This is a genomic window from Rathayibacter sp. Leaf296, from assembly GCF_001423045.1.
In the GTDB taxonomy this organism is placed as follows: domain Bacteria; phylum Actinomycetota; class Actinomycetes; order Actinomycetales; family Microbacteriaceae; genus Rathayibacter; species Rathayibacter caricis.
Genome location: NZ_LMNR01000001.1, coordinates 1427177 through 1446719, shown reverse-complemented (window position 1 = coordinate 1446719; position 19543 = coordinate 1427177). Strand labels below are relative to the sequence as shown.

The window sequence follows — 19543 nt, the reverse complement described above, 5'->3', positions numbered from 1 at the left end:
AACGGATCTGAGACCCGGTCGCAGCATCCCCGGCGCGCGGGTGCGCCCTCATCATACCCCGAGGAGGTGCGGCACACCCCGACCGGGTGCGGCCCACCCGAGGAGGCGCGGCGGATCACTCCGCGACGGGCACCTTGATGATCAGCCCGGCCGCGACGACGACGCCGACGGCCGCCAGGTGGAGCGAGGACCAGACCTGGTCCGGGAACGCGAACGGCAGCACGGGGTTCCAGAGCACCAGGATCGGCACGAGCCCGATCAGCCAGAGCGGCGCCCGCGCCTGGATCGCGAACCAGCCGATCACGGCGGCGAGGATCGCGACCGGGTACCGCACGAAGTCGTACGCGTCGCCGCCGACGAGGGCGAGTCCGGCGAGGAGGACGATCGCCGCGAGCACCCCGGGAGCCAGCGCCATCTTCGACGTGGAACGGGAGGGGTACCGGCCGGCGGGGCCGCGGGAGGACGGAGCAGCGTTCACTCCTCGATCGTACGGGGCGGCCGACCGGATACCCCCGCCGGGTATCCGTGGAGCGGCGTAGGCTGGCGGAGTGATCGACGATCTGAAGAAGAGGTCCCTCCACCGCGCGCGCATCCTCGAGGGGCAGATGCGCGGGCTCGCGAAGATGATCGAGAACGAGGACTACTGCGTCGACATCGTCACGCAGTCCCTCGCGATCCAGAAGTCGCTCGGCTCGCTGAACAAGCTGATCGTCGAGAACCACCTGCGCACCCACGTGACGACGATGTTCGACGAGGGCGGCGAGTCGCGCGAGGCGGCGATCGCCGAGCTCGTGAAGATCTTCGAGCTCTCGAACAACCGCTCGTGACCCGGCTCGTCGCGCTCCGCGGGGACATCACCCGCGAACGGGTCGACGTCGTGGTGAACGCGGCGAACTCCTCCCTCCTCGGCGGGGGCGGCGTCGACGGAGCGATCCACCGGGCGGGCGGTCCCGAGATCCTCGAGGAGTGCCGTCGCCTGCGCGCGGGATCACTCCGCGACGGGCTCCCCGCGGGGTCGGCGGTGGCCACGACGGCCGGGCGGCTGCCCGCCCGCTGGGTCGTGCACACCGTCGGGCCGGTGCACTCCCGCAGCGAGGACCGCACCGCGATCCTCTCCTCCGCGTACACCGAGTCGATCGCCGTGGCCCGCGGGCTCGGTGCGCGGACGGTCGCGTTCCCCGCGATCTCGGCCGGCGTCTACGGCTGGCCGATGGACGACGCCGCCCGGGTCGCCGTGGCGGCCGCCCGAGGAGCGACCGCCGACGACGACCCGATCGAGGAGGTGCGCTTCGTGCTCTTCTCGGACGACGCCCTCGAGGAGTTCACCGCGGCGCTGGGCTGAGCCTCGAGCCGCCGCTACGCCGTCTTCGGCCGCGCGAACTCGTCGAACGGCAGCGTGATCGGGCGCGTGCGCGGAGGCATCCGCAGCAGGGCGTCCAGCGCGGGGCCCAGCGCCTCGCGCCAGGCACGGTAGCCGTCCTCGTTCAGGTGCAGCCGATCCGGGCTGTAGCGGTCGTCCATCGCGCCGTCCTCGGTGGCGAAGACGGGCCACAGGTCGAGGTAGGCCGCGTGAGCCGTGGGTGCGAACTGCCACAGGTGGCGGTTCACGTCGCGGATCTGCGGTGCGAACTCGTGCCCGCGCGGCAGGACCGAGTTGACCAGCAGCCGCACGTCCGGGAGGTCGCGGCGCAGCGTCGCGACGATCGTCTCGATGTTGCGCACGATGTGCTCGGTCGTGCGGTGCCAGGCGAGGTCGTTGGTGCCGACCAGCAGCACCACCGTGTCCGGGGCCTGCTCGACCAGTTCGGGGAGGCGCGCCACGACGTCGGCGGTGGTCGCTCCCCCGTGGCCCTCGTCGACGACCGTCGACGCCGTCAGCCACTCCTCCCAGGCGCCCGCCTGGATGATGCTGTCCCCGACGAAGAGGACCCTGCCCAGCTGGAGATCGCGCCCCGCGTCCGTGTCCGACAGATCGCTCATCGTGCTCCTCTCATCGATGCCGGGAGCGGTGTCGCTGCTCTCCGGCCGTTCCATTGTCACCGCTGCGCTCCGCGCCCGCCAGAGGAGCGCTCGTCGCCCGAGTCCGGCAGGTCGAGCGCGGTGGCCGTGATCCGGTTCGCCATGCCGTTGAAGACGATGCCGTGGAAGGGCAGGACCGCGAACCAGTAGAGGCGTCCGGCGAGCCCCTGCGGGAAGAAGACGGCACGCTGCGTGTAGACGGATCCGCCGCCCTCGTCCGGCTCCGCGTGCATCTCGAGCCACGCTCCGCCCGGCACCTTCATCTCGGCGCGCAGGCGCAGCAGCGTCGGCCGCTCGATCGCCTCGACGCGCCAGAAGTCGAGCGCGTCGCCGGCGTGCAGCCGCTCGGAGTCGCGGCGCCCGCGCTGCAGGCCCACTCCCCCGACCAGCTTGTCCATCCAGCCGCGGATCGCCCACGCGAGCGGGAACGAGTACCAGCCGTTCGTCCCGCCGATCCCCTCGATGACCCGCCACAGCTTCGCCGCGTCGGCGTCGGTCCGGCGGACCTTGAGGTCGACGTAGACGGTGTGGCCCGCCCACTCCGGGTCGCTCGGCAGCGGATCGCTCGGGGCGCCCGAGACCTCGGCGTTCTGCCAGCTCGTCTCGATCTCGCCGGCCTGCATCTTGCCCAGCGCCAACCGCACCGAGCGGCGGTAGGGGGTGAGGCCGCCCTCGGGATCCGGGATGAGCGAGCGGATGTCCTGCTCGCGCACCACGCAGTCGTACTGCAGCGAGGCGATGATCGGCACCGCGAGCGAGCGCGGGATCGGCGTGACGAGGTTGACCCACTGCGAGGCGAGCCAGGGTGTGAAGACCGGGAGGGAGGCGATGGGCCGCTGCGGCAGACCGGCCTCGACCGCGTAGCCGTTCATCATCTGGCCGTAGCGCAGCACGTCCGGGCCGCCGATGTCGAACGTGCGGTTGAGCGTGCGGTCCTCGAGCGAGGCGGAGCCGATGAGGTAGTGCAGCACGTCGCGCACGGCGATCGGCTGGATGAAGTTGCGCACCCACTGCGGAGCGGGCATGTAGGGCAGCACGTCGGTGAGGTGCCGCACCATCTCGAACGAGGTGGAGCCGGAGCCGATGATCACTCCGGCCTGCAGGGCGATCGTCGGAACGCCCGACTCCATCAGGATCCGGCCGACCTCGGCGCGGGAGCGCAGGTGCTTCGAGAGCTTCTGGCCGTCGGGGTGCAGCCCGCCGAGGTACACGATCCGGTCGATGCCGGCCGCGAGCGCGGCCTCGGCGACGTTCGTCGCCGCCCGGCTCTCGACTTCCTCGAACTTCGCGTGGTCGGCCCCTGAGCCCATCGAGTGCACCAGGTAGTACAGCACCGAGACGCCCTCGAACGCGGCGGTCAGCGACTCCGGATCGCCCAGGTCGCCCTGCGCCACCTCGACCTGCTCGGCCCACGGCACCTCGGCGAGCTTGCGCGGGTCGCGGACCAGCACGCGGACGCGGAAGCCGGCCTCGAGCAGTCGCGGGGTGAGCCGGCCGCCGATGTAGCCGGTCGCGCCGGTGACGAGCGCCAGCGGGCGCGACGGATCGGAGGAGGATTCGCTCATGTCGGCCACGGTACGCCGATGCCCTGGCAGGCTCCCCCGCTGGTGCGGTCCGTCCTGCGCTGCTAGGACGCGCAGGGTGGTGGGATGTGCCCGCGCTGCTAGGACTCGCCGAGGACGACGCGGACCCGGCTCACGTCGTCGTTCATCTGGCGGATGAGCGGCTCGACGCCCTCGTACGCGACCATGCCGCGGATCCTCGAGACGAAGGCCACGTCGACGACGCGGTCGTAGAGATCCAGGGTCTGATCGAGCACGAACGCCTCGACCTGCTTGGGTGGCACTCCGACGAAGGTGGGGTTGCTCCCCACCGAGATCGCCGCCGGGTAGGTGCGCCCCTCGACGGTGAGCCGACCGGCGTACACGCCGTCGGCCGGGATCAGGCCCTGCGACTCCGGGGACAGATTCGCGGTCGGGAAGCCCAGCTCGCGACCCCGTTTCGCCCCGTGGACGACCACGCCGCGGACGACCGGCTCGTGCCCGAGCAGGCGCGTCGCGTGCTCCACGTCGCCGTCGGCGAGGAGCTCCCGGATCCAGGTGGACGAGACCCGCCGGCCGTGCTCCGGACGGACGTCGTCGATCAGCTCGACCTCGAAGCCGTGCTCGGCGCCGAGCGCACGGAGCAGGTCGATGTCGCCGGCGCCGCGCGCCCCGAATCGGAAGTCGGAGCCGACGAGGACGACTCGCGCCTCCAGCGCGTCCACCAGGATCCGCTGCACGAACTCGTGCGGCGTCCACGAGCGGAACTCCTCGTCGAACGTCAGCAGCAGCGTCGCGTCCACTCCGGTCCCGGCGAGGAGCTCGAGCTTCTGCTCGTTGCCGACGAGCGCGGGCGGGCACTTCTCGGGTGCGATGACACTCAACGGGTTGCGATCGAAGGTCACCACGACGGCGGCGAGTCCGCGCTCGCGCGCCCGCTCGTGCAGCGTGCCGATGACGGCCCTGTGACCGGAGTGGACGCCGTCGAACTTCCCGATCGTCACCGCGGAGGGGCCGATGCCGGCGAGGTCCTCCGGTCGCGTCTCGATCCGCATCACCGCGCCGCCCGTCGGCCCTGCACGCGCAGCCACCAGAGCCCGAGCACGGGCAGGACGAGCGGGATGAGCAGGTAGCCGGCGCCGAACGCCGACCAGACCGTCGACTGGCGGCCGAAGGGATCGACGCTCGTCAGCCCGAGCAGCCCGGGGGCCAGCACGCTGATCGCCCCGACGACGAGCACGCCCACCAGCTCGAACGTGATGGTGACGAAGGCGACCCGCTGCCAGAAGGCACCGCGGGCGACGAGCGCGACGGTGGCGAGGATGTAGACGACGGCCGAGAGGGCCGAGAGCGAGAAGGCGAGCGGCGCCTCGTCGAAGCGGTCGATGATCTGGAACACCGAGCGGCCGGTCGCGGCGAGCGCGAGGATCCCGTAGACGACCACGAGGAGGCTGCCGACCCCCCTCGAGCGTGCGGAGCGGACGGGTCGGGACGGCTGAGTCGGGGTGGAGGCGCCCCGATCCTCGGCCTCGCTGGAGTGTGTGGACATCGCAGGGTCAATGGTAGGCGCTCGGAGCCGGGAGCCGGCCCGGCGGCATCAGGCGACCTGGACGAACCAGATCTGGTGCATGCGGTACACCATGACCGCGATCGAGAGGCAGACGACTCCGAGGATCACGGTGCTCCACCGGGTGCGCTCGATCAGCGCCCAGAACCCGGCCGCGAGCGGCAGCAGCAGCGCCGAGATCAGGTAGATGTAGTACTCCGGCAGGCTGCCGGAGGGGTCGTTGCCGACGAGCGGCGACACGATGGCCACCGCGAGCTGCACGATCAGCAGCAGCTCGACGATCGCGGTCGCGCCGACCGACACGTCCGACGGCCTGCGATCGAACAGGCCGAGGATCAGGCAGAGGAGCCCGGCCGCGACGGCGACCGCGACCTGGACGATCGTGAACCACTCGATCACGGCGCGACCGCCCGCACGTCCTCGGTCGGGAAGTTGACGACGCTCTTGAGCACCGCGCCGCGCCGCTCGGCGAGGCCGATCAGCCGCTCCCCCGGGGCGACCGCGGCGAGGAGCCCCGACGACTCGCGGAGCGACTCCGGAACCGGGATCCGCTTGCCGTTCGCCAGGTCCGCCGACGCCTGCGCGTCCAGGCGGAGGAGGGGGAACAGCTCGCCCGCCACGGCGGTCGGCGACAGCAGTGCCGATGCGACGTCGAGCTCGTCGATGACGCCCGCCTGCGCGACGGTGAACGGGCCGACAGCGCTGCGGCGGAGCGCGGTGAGGTGCCCGCCGACGCCGATGGCCGCTCCGAGGTCGCGGGCGAGTGCCCGGATGTAGGTGCCGGACGAGCACGAGACGCTCACGTCCAGGTCGAGGAAGCCGTCGACTTCGCGGCGCGCGAGCACGTCGAAAGCGCTCACCGTCACAGGTCGCGCGGGGATCACCACCTCCTCGCCGTCGCGGGCGCGGGCGTAGGCGCGGCGACCGTCGATCTTGATCGCGCTCACCGAGCTCGGAACCTGCTCGATCGCTCCCGTGAGATCCGAGACCGCGGCGTCGACCTGCTCCGGGAGGATCGCGGCGACCGCGGCGGCGTCGGCCGTCTCGAGGACCTCGCCCTCGCGGTCGTCGGTGCTGGTCGAGGCGCCGAGGCGGATCGTCGCCTCGTACTGCTTGTCGAGTCCGACCAGGTAGGTGAGCAGTCGGGTCGACGGGCCGAGCCCCAGGATCATCAGCCCGGTCGCCATCGGATCGAGCGTCCCGGCGTGCCCGACCTTGCGCGTCCCGGCGCGGCGCCGGGTCCGCGACACGAGATCGTGGCTGGTGATGCCGCCGGGCTTGTCCAGCAGGAGGATCCCGTTCGGGGCCGTCACCGGAGGAGTGGGGGTCGCGAACACGGGTGCGAGGATACACGCGCCGATCGGGAGCTCCCCGCGCAGACCGGCCGCCGGGCGGCTCCGTCCTAGGCTGGTCGGATGAGGATCGCAGTACTCGGGACGGGCGCCGTCGGCGGAACGATCGCCGCCCTCCTGGACCGGGCCGGGCACGACGTCGAGGCGACCGCGCGCGGCGCGAACCTCACCGCGATCCGCCGGTCGGGCATCCGCCTCGACGGCGCGTGGGGCGAGCACACCGCCTGGGTCAGGACCGGCGAGACCCTCGACCTGGTCCCCGACGTCGCCTTCCTCTGCACCAAGGCGCAGGACGCCGAGGACGCCCTCCGCGCGAACCGCCGCACCGTCGACGGCACTCTGATCGTGGTCGTGCAGAACGGGCTCGACGGGCTGCAGGCGGCGTCCCGCCAGGTCCGCGACGCCTCGCTCGTCGGAGCGCTCGCCCTCTTCGCGGCCAGCCACCTCGAGCCCGGCCGTGTCACGGTCACGGCGTCCGCGACCACCACGCTCGGCGTCCCCGGCCGCCCCGCCGACGACGAGGTCCGCCGGGCGGCCGCCGTCCTGGGCGAGGCGGTGCCCGTCGCGGTCACCGACGACTTCCTGGGTGCGCAGTGGACCAAGCTCCTGATCAACGAGGTCAACGCGCTGCCCGCGATCACCGGTCTGTCCGTCCAGGCGACCATCGCAGATCCGCGCCTGCGCCGTCTGCTCGCCCGGGCGATGAAGGAGGCGGCCCGAACGGGGCTCGCCGCCGGCGTCCGCTTCGGTGCCCTGCAGGGGCTGACCGACCCGGCGGTCCGAGCGCTCGCCGCGGCACCGCTGCCGGTCGTCGAGCTGCTGCCCCGGCGGATGGCCAAGGGCATGGGCGAGGTGCCGAACCCCGGATCGACGCTGCAGAGCGTCCGGCGCGGCGTGCGGACCGAGATCGATCATCTCGCCGGAGCCGTCGTGCGCACGGCCCACCGACTCGGCCGCGAGGCGCCCGTCAACCAGCTGCTCGTCGACCTCGTGCACGAGGTCGAGCGATCCGGTGCGTTCCTCGGTGCGGACGAGGTCGTGCGTCGCGCCGCCGCCCTCTGAGCGCGGATCCGCTCAGCAGGAGTCGGCGAAGACGCGACGCGGATGCTCCGGGTCGCGGATGTCGATCAGCACCGGGGCGAGCCGGCGCGGATCGGTGGTCGCTCTGTAGGCCGCGTCGACCGGCGGCTCCTGGGTGTCGAGCCGGATGCTGAGGTTCCACGTGCCGCGCAGCTCCGGGCGGAGGGCGAACTCGCCGTCGACCAGCAGCACGGCGTCGCGGCCGGCGGTCCGCCAGCGCGGCTGCCGCTGCTCCTCCCGCACGGCGTCGAAGGCCGCCAGGACGAAGCCCGTGCTCCCGCCGAGCTTGAAGGGGTCGAGCAGCACGCGCCGCAGCAGCTCGTAGTCGTAGCGCAGGCGGTAGGCGCGCTCCTCCGCGGCGATCGACACGTCGTCGCGCTCCGCGCGGGGCCGCTGGAAGTCGGTCAGGTGAGCGACGAAGACCCCGTGGCCGGCCCGGCGGACCGCCGCCGCCAGGTCCTCCGCGAACGCCGACGACACCGCCGGGTCGTCGCCGTCGATCGCCACCGCGACCCTGCCGCGCGAGTAGTTGTGCAGCACCTCCGCCGCGAGCGCGTCGAGCACATCGGCCTTCTGCGGAGCCCACTTCGTCATCCGTCCACGATACGCGGCAGCACGTACGCTGGACGGATGCCCGCCGCCTTCGCCCCCGCGATCGTCGACTGGTTCCGCTCCGACGCCCGCGATCTGCCGTGGCGCCGCGAAGGGTTCCCCGCCTGGGGCACGCTCGTGAGCGAGTTCATGCTGCAGCAGACCCCGGTCGTCCGCGTCGTCCCCCGACTCGAGGAGTGGCTGCGCCGCTGGCCCACTCCCGCCGATCTCGCGGCCGTGCCCTCCGGGGAGGCGGTCCGCGCCTGGCAGTCCCTGGGCTACCCGCGCCGCGCCCTGCGCCTGCACGCCTGCGCCGTCGCGATCGCCGACCAGCACGGCAACGTCGTGCCCGACGACGTCGACGCCCTGCTCGCCCTCCCCGGAGTCGGCGACTACACGGCCCGCGCCATCGCGGTCTTCGCCTACGGGCGCCGGGCTCCGGTCGTCGACACCAACGTGCGCCGGGTCATCGCCCGGGCCGTCGCCGGCGTCGCCGAGCCCGGGCCGCCCCGCACGAAGCCCGACCTCGCGGCGATGGACGCACTCCTCCCCGTCGACGTCGAGGAGTCCACGGTCTTCAACGCCGGGATGATGGAGCTCGGCGCGATCGTCTGCACCGCGCGCTCCCCGCGCTGCGACGTCTGCCCGATCCGCGACTCCTGCCGCTGGCGCGCCGAGGGCTACCCGGCCTACGACGGACCGGTCAAGACGCGGCAGAAGAGGTTCGAGGGCTCCGATCGGCAGGTGCGCGGCCTGGTGCTCGCCGAGCTCCGTGCGGCCCACCGCCCCGTGACGGCGGCCGAGGTGCGCTCGCTGTGGCCCGACGCCGAGCAGCTCGACCGGGCGCTCGCCGGGCTGCTGTCCGACGGCCTCGCCACGGGGTCCCCGGACGAGGGCTACCTCCTCCCCCACTCCTGATCGCCTCCAGCGGGTCGGAGGAGGCCGGTAGCGTGGCGCCGTGACCCGACGTCGTCTCCGCCTCCCCCGCCCCGACTCCGAGCTCGACGCCGCGCTGGCCGCGGTCCGCGCTGAGAACGATCTGCCGGGCGGCTTCCCCGCCGACGCCCTGGCGGAGGCGGAGATCGTGGACGCGAACGCCGACGATGCGGGCCGGATCGACTTGACGCACGTCCCGTTCGTCACGATCGATCCGCCGGGCTCCCTCGATCTCGACCAGGCGGTGCACCTCGAGGGCTCCCCGTCCGCCGCCGTCCTCCGCTACGCGATCGCCGACGTCCCCGCCGTGATCCGCCCCGGAGGCGCGCTCGACGCCGAGACCCGCCGCCGCACCCAGACCTACTACCTGCCCGACGGCCGCGTCCCGCTGCACCCGGCGGTGCTCTCCGAGGGCACGGCCTCGCTCCTCCCCGACGAGCGGCGCCGCGCCCTCGTCTGGACGATCAAGCTCGGCCCCGACGCTGAGCCCCGCTCCGTGCGCCTCGACCGGGCCCTCGTCCGCAGCGTCGCCCGGCTCGACTACGAGGGCGTGCAGCACGATGCCGACTCCGGCACCCTGCACCCCTCGATCGCGCTGCTGCCCTGGTTCGGCCGGGAGCGCCGCGCCCGCGAGGCCGAGCGGGGCGGAGCGAGCCTCACCCTGCCCGAGGAGGAGATCGTCGCCGAGGACGGCGCCTACCGCGTCGAGCGCCGCGCCCCGCTCGAGTCCGAGGACTGGAACGCGCAGGTGTCGCTCCTGACCGGGATGGCCGCGGCCGCGATGATGCTCGACGCCGGCGTCGGGATCCTGCGCACCATGCCGCCCGCCGACGACGAGACCGTCGCCGCGTTCCGCGCGCGCACCGAGGTGCTCGGCGCGCCGTGGCCCGCCGACGAGCCGTACGGGGCGTACCTCCGCCGCCTCGACACGACCGACCCCGCCCAGCTCGCCGTCATGCACGCGGCCGCCTCGCTCTTCCGCGGCGCCGGCTACACGGCCTTCGACGGCGTGCGCCCGGAGGATCCGGAGCAGGCCGCGCTCGCCGCTCCGTACGCCCACGTCACCGCCCCGCTGCGCCGCCTCGTCGACCGCTTCGGACTGGCCGTCTGCCTCGCGATCAGCCGTCGGGAGGAGCTGCCGACGGGCCTCCGTGACGCGCTGCCCGGGATCCCCGCGCTCATGGCCGCCGGTGACCGCCGCTCCGGAGCCGCGTCACGAGCCGCCACCGCCGTCGTCGAGGCCGCGATCCTCCGCGGCCGCGAGGGCTCGACCTTCTCGGGCGTCGTGGTCTCGTCCGCGCGGACGCGCTCCTCCGTCCAGCTCCTCGACCCCGAGATCACGGTCGACGTGCGGTCCCCGCTCACGCCGGGAGCCCGTGTCGACGTCGTCCTGGAATCGGTCGATGTCGCCACGGGCTCCGCGGTGCTCCGTGCGGTGGATCAGTCCTCGTCGTCGTCCTCGCGCGGCTTGACGTAGGGGTCCTCGTCGCCGGCGTAGCTCGCGCCGGCCGCCAGCGTCTGCACCTGCGAGTCCTGGTTGCGCGCCGCGGCGAGCAGATCCTCGATGTGCTTCGCGTTCTCGGGGACCGCGTCGAGGATGAACTCGAGCGACGGGGTCAGGCGCGACGTGATGTTCTTGCCCACCTCGGTCCGCAGCATGCCCGTGGCCGCCTTCAGTGCCGCCGCCGAGTCCGTGCGCTCCTCGTCCGTGCCGTACACGGTGTAGAACACCGAGGCGTGCTGCAGGTCGCCGGTCACCTGGACGTCCGTGATGGTGACGAAGCCGAGCCGCGGGTCGCGGATGCCGCGCTCGAGCCGCTTGGCGACGATCACCTTGATCCTGTCGGCGAGCTTCCTCGCCCGTGCCGGATCTGCCATAGCCGGTCCTCTTCTCTCTCTCGACGGGCCGTCGGGCCCGTCCTCTGATTATTCTCCCGCGCCGTGGGACGGCTCCCCGCCTTGACGTCCGCCGGCCAGGAGGCTGGGAAGGGGACGTCGCCGACGGAACGCCTCGCGACGCCTCTTTCCCGCGCACCTGCGGTGCGCCCGCCAGACCCGAGCCGCGAGGCGCGACGAGGCGTTCCGCCCGCTCCTCCGTCCGGAGTGGGTGCACCGCCTCGCACGACCGCTCGCCCCGGAGCCGACCTGGAGGAGTGCACCCCACCGGAGTGGAGGGGCGGCGGCGTCCTCTTCGCGTGCCCGGCTCGGGTCTGGCGGGCGCCCGCAGGGCGCGGGAAGGGCCCGCGAAGAGGACGCCGCCGTCCCGACCGGCCCGAGGCCGACCGGAAGGACCCCCCTCCAACGACGAGGAGGCCCGGGGCGAACCCCGGGCCTCCTCGTGAGCGTCGGATCAGCCTCGCGGCTTCTCCTTCATCTCGATCGTCTCGATCTCATCGCCGATCTGGATGTCGTTGTACTTGCCGAGACCGATACCGGCCTCGAAGTCCGTACGGACCTCCGTGACGTCGTCCTTGAAGCGACGCAGCGACTCGATGGCGAGGTTGTCGCCCACCACGACGCCGTCGCGGATGACGCGCGCCTTGGAGTTGCGGGTGATCGTGCCGGAGCGGACGATGACACCCGCGATGTTGCCGAACTTCGAGGAGCGGAACACCTCGCGGATCTCGGCGACACCCGACTGGACCTCTTCGAACTCGGGCTTGAGCATGCCCTTGAGCGAGTTCTCGACCTCTTCGATCGCGTTGTAGATGACCGAGTAGAAGCGGATGTCCACTCCTTCTCGAGCAGCGCGCTCGCGGGCCTTCGGGTCGGGGCGGACGTTGAAGCCCACGATGATCGCGTTGTCGATCGTCGCGAGGTTGACGTCCGACTCCGTGATCGCACCGACACCGCGGTGGATGATGCGCAGTTGCACCGAGTCGTCGACCTCGATCTTGACGAGCGACTCCTCCAGCGCCTCGACGGCACCGGACACGTCGCCCTTGATGATGAGGTTGAGCGACTCGACCTTGCCCTCTTCGAGAGCACGGGTGAAGTCCTCGAGCGAGATGCGCTTGCGGGCCTTGGCCAGCAGGGCGTTGCGCTGAGCGGCTTCGCGCTTCTCGGCGATCTGGCGGGCGGTGCGGTCCTCCTCGGTGACGAGGAAGGTGTCGCCGGCGCGGGGCACGGACGAGAGTCCCTGCACCTGCACCGGACGCGACGGCACGGCCTCGAGGACGGCGTTGCCGTTCTCGTCCGCCATCGCACGAACGCGGCCGTAGGCCGTTCCGGCGACGATCGCGTCTCCGACGCGCAGCGTTCCCGACTGGATGAGGACGGTCGCGACCGCACCGCGTCCCTTGTCGAGCTTCGCCTCGATCGCGACTCCGCGTGCCTCCTTGTTGGGGTTGGCGCGCAGGTCGAGACCGGCGTCCGCGGTGAGCAGCACGGCGTCCAGGAGGTCCTGGATGCCGGTGCCGGCGCGGGCCGACACGTCGACGAACATGACGTCTCCGCCGTACTCCTCGGCGACCAGACCGAACTCGGTGAGCTGCTGGCGCACCTTGGCCGGGTTGGCGTCGGGCTTGTCCACCTTGTTGACCGCGACCACGATCGGCACGTTGGCCGCCTGGGCGTGGTTCAGCGCCTCGATGGTCTGCGGCATGATGCCGTCGTCCGCCGCGACCACGAGGATCGCGATGTCCGTGACCTGGGCACCGCGGGCTCGCATGGCGGTGAACGCCTCGTGACCCGGGGTGTCGATGAAGGTGATCGGGCGCTCGATGCCCTCGTGCTCCGCGACGACCTGGTACGCACCGATGTGCTGCGTGATGCCGCCCGCCTCGCCTGCGACGACGTTGGCGTTGCGGATCGCGTCGAGCAGGCGCGTCTTTCCGTGGTCGACGTGACCCATGACGGTGACGACGGGGGGACGGATCTCGAGATCCTCGTCCGTCTCGTCGTCGAGCTCCTGCTCGAGGTCGAGACCGAAGCCCTCGAGGAGCTCCTTGTCCTCGTCCTCGGGCGAGACGACCTGGATCTTGAAGCCGAGCTCCCCGCCGAGCACCTCGAAGGTGGCCTCGTCGAGCGACTCGGTCGCCGTCGCCATCTCGCCGAGGGCGAAGAGGACGGTGACCAGGTTGCCGGGGGGCACCGGCACGCCGGTCATGGCCTCGATCTTGTCGGCGAAGTCCGAGATCGACGCGCCGCGGCGCAGACGGATGACCGTCTTGCCGTCGCCGCGGGGGACGCTGACGCCGCCGAGCGACGGAGCCTCCCTGAGCTCGAACTCCTGACGCTTCGTGCGCTTGGACTTCCGGGCCTTGCTCTTGCCGCCACCGCGACCGAAGGCACCTGCGGTGCCACCGCCGGGGCCGCGACCGCGACCGCCGCCGCCACCGGGACGCGGGGCGAAGCCGCCACCGGCACCGGGGGCGCCGCCGCCGGGACGCTGGAAGCCGCCGCCTGCGGGACGACCGGCACCGCCGGGACGTCCTGCTCCGCCGCCGGGACCGCCGGGACGCTGGCCGAAGCCCGCGGGACGCTGGCCCATGCCGGGCCCACCGGGGCGCGGGGCGCCGGGGCGGGGGGCTGCGGGACGGGGGATGCTGCTCGGGGTCGGGCGCGAGCCCATGCCCTGCGAGCTGGCGAACGGGTTGTTGCCGGGACGCGGGGCGGCGGGACGCTGTCCCATGCCCTGGTTGCTGGCGAACGGGTTGTTGCCGGGACGCGGCGCGCCGGGACGACCGGGACCGCCCGCTGCACCACCGGAGCCACTGGGGCGCGGGGGGTTGGCGGCGGGAGCCGGACGCGGGGTGACGGGCTTGGGTCCACCGGCGGCGGGGCTCGCAGCGGGCTTCTCGGCGGGGGCGCTGGGCGCCTTCGCCTCGGGAGCCGCAGCAGCGGGAGCCTCGGCCGGAGCGTCGGCGGCGGCCTGCGCGCGGGCAGCGGCAGCGGCCTCCTGTGCGGCCTGGGCCTGAGCCTGGCGCTCGGCGACCGACATCGGCGGAGCCGGCGCCGGAGCGGGCGGCTTGGCCGGGCCGGGGACCGGGGCGGAGGGACGCGCACCGGACGGGCGCGGCGCGCCGGGGCGGGCGCTGCTGGTGGCGGTCGGGGCCGGCGCGGAGGTTCCCGCGCTGCCCTGGAGCGCCTGGCGGAGCTTGCGGGCCACGGGGGGCTCGATGCTCGAGGACGGTCCCTTGACGAACTCGCCCAGTTCTTTCAGTTTCGCAAGTGCGACCTTGCTATCGACGCCGAGTTCGGCTGCGATCTCGTGTACGCGTGGTTTTGCCACTTCTCTCCTGTCTTGGGCCTGCGCCCAAGACGGGGCAGGCCATCACAAACGGACGGATCTCATTTCGAGCCGCTCATCAGTCGTTGCTCATGATCAGTTCACGGGCCGTTCTGCCTGTTCTCTCTGCGATGCGACCGCGCCCTGTGTCGGCTCCTCGTGGGGAGGAACCGGGCCGGTCGAACCGCGGGTGATGTACTGCTCCAGCTCGCTCGGATCCACGCTCTCGCGCGTCTTGAACGCCCTGGGGAACGCGTGGCGCTTCACCGCGCGTTCGTAGCAGTCGTACGTGTCGTGCAGCCACGCTCCCCGCCCAGCACGGACCGCGCGCGGATCGACCGCGAGGGAGTTCGAGTGGAGGACGAACCTCAGAAGAGAGGCCCGGGGGGCGCGCAGACGGCAGCCGACGCACGTTCTGACGGGTTCCACTCTACTCCCTCGTCCGCGGGAGCGCTTCCCCGCACGGCCGATGCTCGGGGATCACTCCCCGTCCATCACCGAATCGGGCTGGATGTCGATCTTCGCTCCGGTCAGCTTCGCGGCGAGTCGCGCGTTCTGACCCTCCTTGCCGATGGCGAGCGAGAGCTGGTAGTCGGGGACGAGCGCGCGCACGGCCTTGAGGCTCTGGTCGATCACGAACGCGCTGGTCACCTTCGCCGGCGACAGCGCGCTGGCGACGAAGGTGGGCAGGTCGGAGGAGTAGTCGACGATGTCGATCTTCTCGTTGTTCAGCTCGGCGGTGACGGCGCGGACGCGCTGTCCGAGCTCGCCGATGCAGGCGCCCTTGGCGTTCACTCCGGGCTCGGTGGCGCGGACCGCGATCTTGGTGCGGTGCCCCGCCTCCCGGGCGAGCGACACGATCTCGACGACGCCGGAGGCGATCTCGGGCACCTCGAGCGCGAAGAGCTTGCGCACGAGCGAGGGGTGCGTGCGCGAGACCTGGACCGAGGGGCCCTTCTGGCCGCGGCTGACGCTGGTGACGTAGACGCGGATCCGGCGCCCGTGGCTGTAGTCCTCCCCGGGGACCTGCTCCTCGGGAGCGAGGATCGCCTCGATCGAGCCGAGGTCGACGTGGATCATCTTGGGGTTCGGGCCCTGCTGGATGACGCCCGCGACGATGTCGCCCTCGCGGCCCTTGAACTCGCCGAGGACCTTCTCGTCCCCGATGTCGCGCAGGCGCTGGTTGATGACCTGCTTCGCGGCGAAGGCGGCGATGCGGCCGAAGTCGCGCGGCGAGTCCTCGGACTCGCCGATGACGGCCCCCTCCTCGTCGATCTCGGGGACGAAGACCGACACGTGGCCGGTCTTGCGGTCGAGGTGCACGCGGGCGTCCACGGCGGTGGCCTTGTCGGCGTCGTCCGCCTGCCCGATGTGCTTGAGGTAGGCGGTGAGGATCGCCTGCTCGATGATCTGCACGAGTTCCTCGAAGGGGATCTCGCGCTCGCGCTCCAGGAGGCGCAGAACGCTCAGGTCGATGTCCACGGCGGGCCTTTCTCTCTATTCACTTGGCGTCGCACAGTGCGACCACGTCGAAGTCTCGCCCGACGCCGGCGGTGCGCCGGCTCCGTCGGGAGCCGGTCCGCGCGTCGGGACCATTGATCTTAGCGGACCCCGGTGCCGAGCACCCGGGACCGGAGGGGGTGACCCGTCAGGCTCCCAGGCGCGCGAGCGCCTCGGCGACGGGGAGCTGCTCGCGCTCACCGGTCCGGCGGTCCCAGAGCTCGACGATCCCCTCGGCCGCACCGCGACCGGCGATCACGATGACGGGCACGCCGATCAGCTCGGCGTCGCCGAACTTCACTCCCGGCGACACCTTGGGCCGGTCGTCGATCAGCACGTCGCGACCTGCGATCTCGAGCGAGGCGCCGACCGACTCCGCGAGGGCGAGGGCCGCCGCGTCCTTGCCGGTGGCGATGACGTGCACGTCGAACGGAGCGACGTTCTCGGGCCAGATCAGGCCGCGGTCGTCGTGGTTGCTCTCGGCGATGACGGCGAGGATCCGCGTGACGCCGATGCCGTACGACCCCATAGTCACGGTGACGAGCTTGCCGTTCTCGTCCAGGACCTTCAGGCCCAGGACCTCGGCGTACTTGCGTCCGAGCTGGAACACGTGGCCGATCTCCATGCCGCGCGCCGTCTCGATCGGGCCGGAGCCGTCCGGAGCGGGATCGCCGGCGCGGACGTCCGCGACCTCGACGACGCCGTCGGCGGTGAAGTCGCGCCCGGCGACGAGGTCGAGGACGTGCTTCCCCGGGATGTTCGCCCCGGTGATCCAGGCCGTGCCGTCGACCACGCGGGGGTCGAGCAGGTAGCGCACGCCGGTGGCCGACTCCTCGCCGAGCACCGCGCCCTCGGGCGACCAGGGGCCGATGTAGCCCTTGACCAGACCGGGGTGCTTCGCGAAGTCGGCCTCGGTGGCCGCCTCGACCTCGGCCGGCGCGAAGGCGACCTCCGCGCGCTTGAGGTCGATGTCGCGGTCGCCCGGCAGGCCCACGACGACGAGCTCGCGGGTCCCGTCGAGGGCGGTGAGCGCGAGTACGACGTTCTTCAGCGTGTCGGCCGCGGTCCAGGCCCGGCCGTCGGCGCGGGGCTCGCGATCGTTCGCCAGGTCGACCAGCGTCTGGATCGTGGGGGTGTCGGGCGAGTCGAAGACGCGCGCCTCCGGCAGTCCCTCGAGGGGACGGGCCTCGGGCACGGGGGTGCGGTACGCCTCGACATTCGCGGCGTAGCCGCCGGCGGAGCGGACGAAGGTGTCCTCGCCCACGGGGGTCGGGTGCAGGAACTCCTCGCTCCGCGACCCGCCCATGGCTCCCGCGTCGGCCTGCACGATCACGTACTCGAGTCCGAGGCGGGCGAAGATCCGCTCGTAGGCGTCGCGCTGCAGCTGGTAGCTCGCGTCGAGGCCCGCGTCGGTGTGGTCGAAGGAGTACGCGTCCTTCATGGTGAACTCGCGTCCGCGCAGGAGGCCGGCACGGGGACGCGCCTCGTCGCGGTACTTGTCCTGGATCTGGTAGATCGACAGGGGCAGGTCCTTGTAGGAGGAGTAGAGGTCCTTGACCAGGAGGGTGAAGAACTCCTCGTGGGTGGGCGCCAGCATGTAGTCCGCGTCCTTGCGGTCCTTGAGGCGGAACACTCCGTCGCCGTACTCGGTCCAGCGTCCGCTCGCCTCGTAGGGCTCGCGCGGCAGGAGAGCGGGGAAGTGCACCTCCTGGGCGCCGGCCGCCTCCATCTCCTCGTGGATGATCCGCTCGATGCGGCGCTTCACGCGGAGGCCGAGCGGCAGCCAGGCGAACACGCCCGGGGCCTGGCGGCGGATGTAGCCCGCGCGCACGAGGAGGCGGTGGCTCGCGACCTCGGCGTCCGAGGGATCCTCTCGGAGGGTGCGGACGAACAGGTGCGACAGACGGGTAACCACGAGGGACGATCCTATCCGGAGCCCGCGCGGCCGGGGGCGCCGTCAGTCGGGGATGCGCGAGAACACCAGGCTCCCGCCGACCCCGTCCAGGACGACGTCCTCCGAGGTCCCGCCGAGCACGACCGGGGCCGACAGAAGGGCCAGCAGCCGGTTCTCGGCGGGGCCGGGCTGCTCGCCGCAGTCGTCCGTCCAGACGGGCGGCTCCTGCGGCGCCAGCACGCCCGCGTCGATCGTGAACGGCGCGACGACGCTCGAGCACTCGGTGCCGATCACGAGGGTCTCGTAGCCGTCCACCCGCTCGGTGCGCAGGCGGACCCGCGCGTCCTCCACCCAGGCGGAGTAGGGCCCCTCCCCCGACGCGGCCGTCAGCACCCAGCGATCGCAGCCGAACGGATCCGCGGCGGTGCGGCGATCGGTGCAGCCGTCGATGCCCGCCGCAGCGGCCGGACGGAGCGAGGCGACGCCGGCCGCGGCGAGGGTCGCGACGACGATGGTCAGGGCGAGGCGCAGGACGGGGCGGACCACGACGATCGCGCCCCGCTCCGCCTCAGTTGGCGCCGACGGTGACGACCGGAGCGCCGGTCGAGGTGTCGTCCGCGGGCATCTCGGCGGCCAGGCGGTTGGCCTCCTCGATGAGCGTCTTCACGATCTCGGCCTCGGGGACGGTCTTGATGACCTCGCCCTTGACGAAGATCTGGCCCTTGCCGTTGCCGGAGGCGACGCCGAGGTCGGCCTCGCGGGCCTCCCCGGGCCCGTTCACGACGCAGCCCATCACGGCGACGCGCAGCGGCACGCTCATGCCCTCGAGGCCGGCCGTGACGTCGTTCGCGAGCGTGTAGACGTCGACCTGGGCGCGACCGCAGCTCGGGCACGACACGATCTCGAGCTTGCGCTCGCGGAGGTTGAGCGACTGCAGGATCTGCAGACCGACCTTGACCTCCTGCGCGGGCGGCGCGGACAGCGACACGCGGATCGTGTCGCCGATGCCCTCGCCGAGGAGGATGCCGAACGCCGTCGCCGACTTGATCGTGCCCTGGAACTCGGGGCCCGCCTCCGTCACGCCGAGGTGCAGCGGCCAGTCGCCGCGCTCGGCCAGCAGGCGGTAGGCCTTCACCATCACGACGGGGTCGTTGTGCTTGACCGAGATCTTGAAGTCGTGGAAGTCGTGCTCCTCGAAGAGGCTCGCCTCCCAGACGGCGCTCTCGACGAGGGCCTCCGGGGTGGGCTTGCCGTACTTCTGCAGCAGGCTCGGCTCGAGCGAGCCGGCGTTGACGCCGATGCGGATCGAGACGCCCGCGGCCTTCGCGGCGGCGGCGATCTTGCCGACCTGGTCGTCGAACTTGCGGATGTTGCCCGGGTTCACGCGGACCGCGGCGCACCCGGCGTCGATCGCCGCGTAGACGTAGTTGGGCTGGAAGTGGATGTCGGCGATCACCGGGATCTGGCTCTTCTTCGCGATGATCGGAAGCGCCTCCGCATCGTCGCGGCTCGGCACGGCGACCCGCACGATGTCGCAGCCGGAGGCCGTGAGCTCGGCGATCTGCTGGAGAGTCGCGTTGATGTTCGTCGTCGGGGTCGTGCACATCGACTGCACACTGACCTGGGCGTCACCACCCACGAGCACCTTCCCGACCTTGATCTGGCGGGACTTGCGGCGGGGGGCGAGGGTCATGGGCACCTTGGGAAGACCCAGATTCACTGCTGGCACCCGCCCATCGTACGCGCGCCGCCCGACCCTCCGTCCGCTCGCCGCGTCTTCCCAGCCGCCGCCCGACTCCCGAGGCACTCAGCGGACAGAGCAGCCCGCGGCGA

At 72.3% G+C, this 19543-nt stretch carries 20 protein-coding genes; 5 read left to right on the top strand and 15 right to left on the bottom strand.

Annotated elements, in window-relative coordinates:
* Window positions 1-115: 115 nt before the first annotated feature.
* Window positions 116-478: a DUF6804 family protein gene (locus tag ASF46_RS06695; RefSeq protein ID WP_157602275.1), complete on the bottom strand. Its 363-nt coding sequence runs from the start codon at window positions 476-478 to the stop codon at window positions 116-118.
* A gap of 70 nt (window positions 479-548) precedes the next feature.
* Between ASF46_RS06695 and ASF46_RS06690 the strand changes: the two genes are divergently transcribed.
* Together ASF46_RS06690 and ASF46_RS06685 are read left to right on the top strand one after the other, a co-directional pair.
* Entirely contained in the window at window positions 549-827 is a 279-nt protein-coding gene (locus ASF46_RS06690; protein ID WP_056866869.1) for a metal-sensitive transcriptional regulator, read from the top strand.
* Window positions 824-1342: an O-acetyl-ADP-ribose deacetylase gene (locus tag ASF46_RS06685; protein ID WP_056866868.1), complete on the top strand. Its 519-nt coding sequence runs from the start codon at window positions 824-826 to the stop codon at window positions 1340-1342. The genes ASF46_RS06690 and ASF46_RS06685 overlap by 4 nt, the downstream gene beginning before the upstream one ends.
* 14 nt (window positions 1343-1356) lie before the next feature.
* On the opposite strand, the gene ASF46_RS06680 is transcribed toward ASF46_RS06685, so the two are convergent.
* The 6 genes from ASF46_RS06680 to truB all read right to left on the bottom strand — a co-directional run bounded on the left by ASF46_RS06680 (window position 1357) and on the right by truB (window position 6464).
* Entirely contained in the window at window positions 1357-1980 is a 624-nt protein-coding gene (locus tag ASF46_RS06680) for a GDSL-type esterase/lipase family protein (RefSeq protein WP_056867487.1), read from the bottom strand.
* Window positions 1981-2036: 56 nt separating this feature from the next.
* Entirely contained in the window at window positions 2037-3584 is a 1548-nt protein-coding gene (locus tag ASF46_RS06675; RefSeq protein ID WP_056866867.1) for an SDR family oxidoreductase, read from the bottom strand.
* Between the two features lie 98 nt (window positions 3585-3682).
* The gene (locus ASF46_RS06670) at window positions 3683-4615 is read right to left on the bottom strand and encodes a bifunctional riboflavin kinase/FAD synthetase (RefSeq protein WP_056866866.1); all 933 of its coding nucleotides are present in this window, start codon (window positions 4613-4615) and stop codon (window positions 3683-3685) included.
* Window positions 4615-5109, bottom strand: coding sequence for a hypothetical protein (locus tag ASF46_RS06665; protein WP_056866865.1), 495 nt, complete (start codon window positions 5107-5109; stop codon window positions 4615-4617). The genes ASF46_RS06670 and ASF46_RS06665 overlap by 1 nt, the downstream gene beginning before the upstream one ends.
* 48 nt (window positions 5110-5157) lie before the next feature.
* Window positions 5158-5526 (bottom strand): hypothetical protein, encoded by a 369-nt coding sequence (locus ASF46_RS06660; protein WP_056866864.1) that lies wholly within the window; start codon window positions 5524-5526, stop codon window positions 5158-5160.
* Window positions 5523-6464: a tRNA pseudouridine(55) synthase TruB gene (gene truB / locus ASF46_RS06655; protein WP_056866863.1), complete on the bottom strand. Its 942-nt coding sequence runs from the start codon at window positions 6462-6464 to the stop codon at window positions 5523-5525. The genes ASF46_RS06660 and truB overlap by 4 nt, the downstream gene beginning before the upstream one ends.
* Before the next feature lie 78 nt (window positions 6465-6542).
* Here truB and ASF46_RS06650 point away from each other — a divergent pair, with 78 nt between their 5' ends.
* Entirely contained in the window at window positions 6543-7541 is a 999-nt protein-coding gene (locus ASF46_RS06650) for a ketopantoate reductase family protein (RefSeq protein ID WP_056866862.1), read from the top strand.
* A 12-nt stretch (window positions 7542-7553) separates the two neighbouring features.
* Here the strand turns inward: ASF46_RS06650 and ASF46_RS06645 are convergent, their stop codons facing one another.
* Complete coding sequence (locus ASF46_RS06645) at window positions 7554-8153, bottom strand: hypothetical protein (RefSeq protein ID WP_056866861.1); 600 nt, start codon at window positions 8151-8153, stop codon at window positions 7554-7556.
* A gap of 36 nt (window positions 8154-8189) precedes the next feature.
* Between ASF46_RS06645 and ASF46_RS06640 the strand changes: the two genes are divergently transcribed.
* Both ASF46_RS06640 and ASF46_RS06635 read left to right on the top strand, forming a co-directional pair.
* Window positions 8190-9068, top strand: coding sequence for an A/G-specific adenine glycosylase (locus ASF46_RS06640; protein ID WP_056866860.1), 879 nt, complete (start codon window positions 8190-8192; stop codon window positions 9066-9068).
* Window positions 9069-9108: 40 nt separating this feature from the next.
* Window positions 9109-10563: an RNB domain-containing ribonuclease gene (locus ASF46_RS06635; protein WP_082485289.1), complete on the top strand. Its 1455-nt coding sequence runs from the start codon at window positions 9109-9111 to the stop codon at window positions 10561-10563.
* Here the strand turns inward: ASF46_RS06635 and rbfA are convergent.
* The 7 genes from rbfA to ispG all read right to left on the bottom strand — a co-directional run bounded on the left by rbfA (window position 10527) and on the right by ispG (window position 19439).
* Window positions 10527-10964, bottom strand: coding sequence for a 30S ribosome-binding factor RbfA (rbfA, locus tag ASF46_RS06630; protein ID WP_055794638.1), 438 nt, complete (start codon window positions 10962-10964; stop codon window positions 10527-10529). The two genes, ASF46_RS06635 and rbfA, sit on opposite strands and share 37 nt — an antisense overlap.
* A gap of 472 nt (window positions 10965-11436) precedes the next feature.
* Window positions 11437-14319, bottom strand: coding sequence for a translation initiation factor IF-2 (gene infB, locus ASF46_RS06625; RefSeq protein ID WP_055794641.1), 2883 nt, complete (start codon window positions 14317-14319; stop codon window positions 11437-11439).
* 93 nt (window positions 14320-14412) lie between these two features.
* The gene (locus ASF46_RS06620) at window positions 14413-14745 is read right to left on the bottom strand and encodes a YlxR family protein (RefSeq protein ID WP_082485288.1); all 333 of its coding nucleotides are present in this window, start codon (window positions 14743-14745) and stop codon (window positions 14413-14415) included.
* Window positions 14746-14796: 51 nt separating this feature from the next.
* On the bottom strand, window positions 14797-15798 hold the full coding sequence (gene nusA, locus ASF46_RS06615; RefSeq protein ID WP_055794643.1) for a transcription termination factor NusA: 1002 nt from the start codon (window positions 15796-15798) through the stop codon (window positions 14797-14799).
* Between the two features lie 166 nt (window positions 15799-15964).
* Window positions 15965-17731: a proline--tRNA ligase gene (locus ASF46_RS06610; protein WP_056866859.1), complete on the bottom strand. Its 1767-nt coding sequence runs from the start codon at window positions 17729-17731 to the stop codon at window positions 15965-15967.
* Window positions 17732-17773: 42 nt separating this feature from the next.
* Entirely contained in the window at window positions 17774-18256 is a 483-nt protein-coding gene (locus ASF46_RS06605; protein WP_056866858.1) for a hypothetical protein, read from the bottom strand.
* A 22-nt stretch (window positions 18257-18278) separates the two neighbouring features.
* Window positions 18279-19439: a flavodoxin-dependent (E)-4-hydroxy-3-methylbut-2-enyl-diphosphate synthase gene (gene ispG / locus ASF46_RS06600; RefSeq protein WP_082481773.1), complete on the bottom strand. Its 1161-nt coding sequence runs from the start codon at window positions 19437-19439 to the stop codon at window positions 18279-18281.
* Between the last annotated feature and the right edge of the window lie 104 nt (window positions 19440-19543).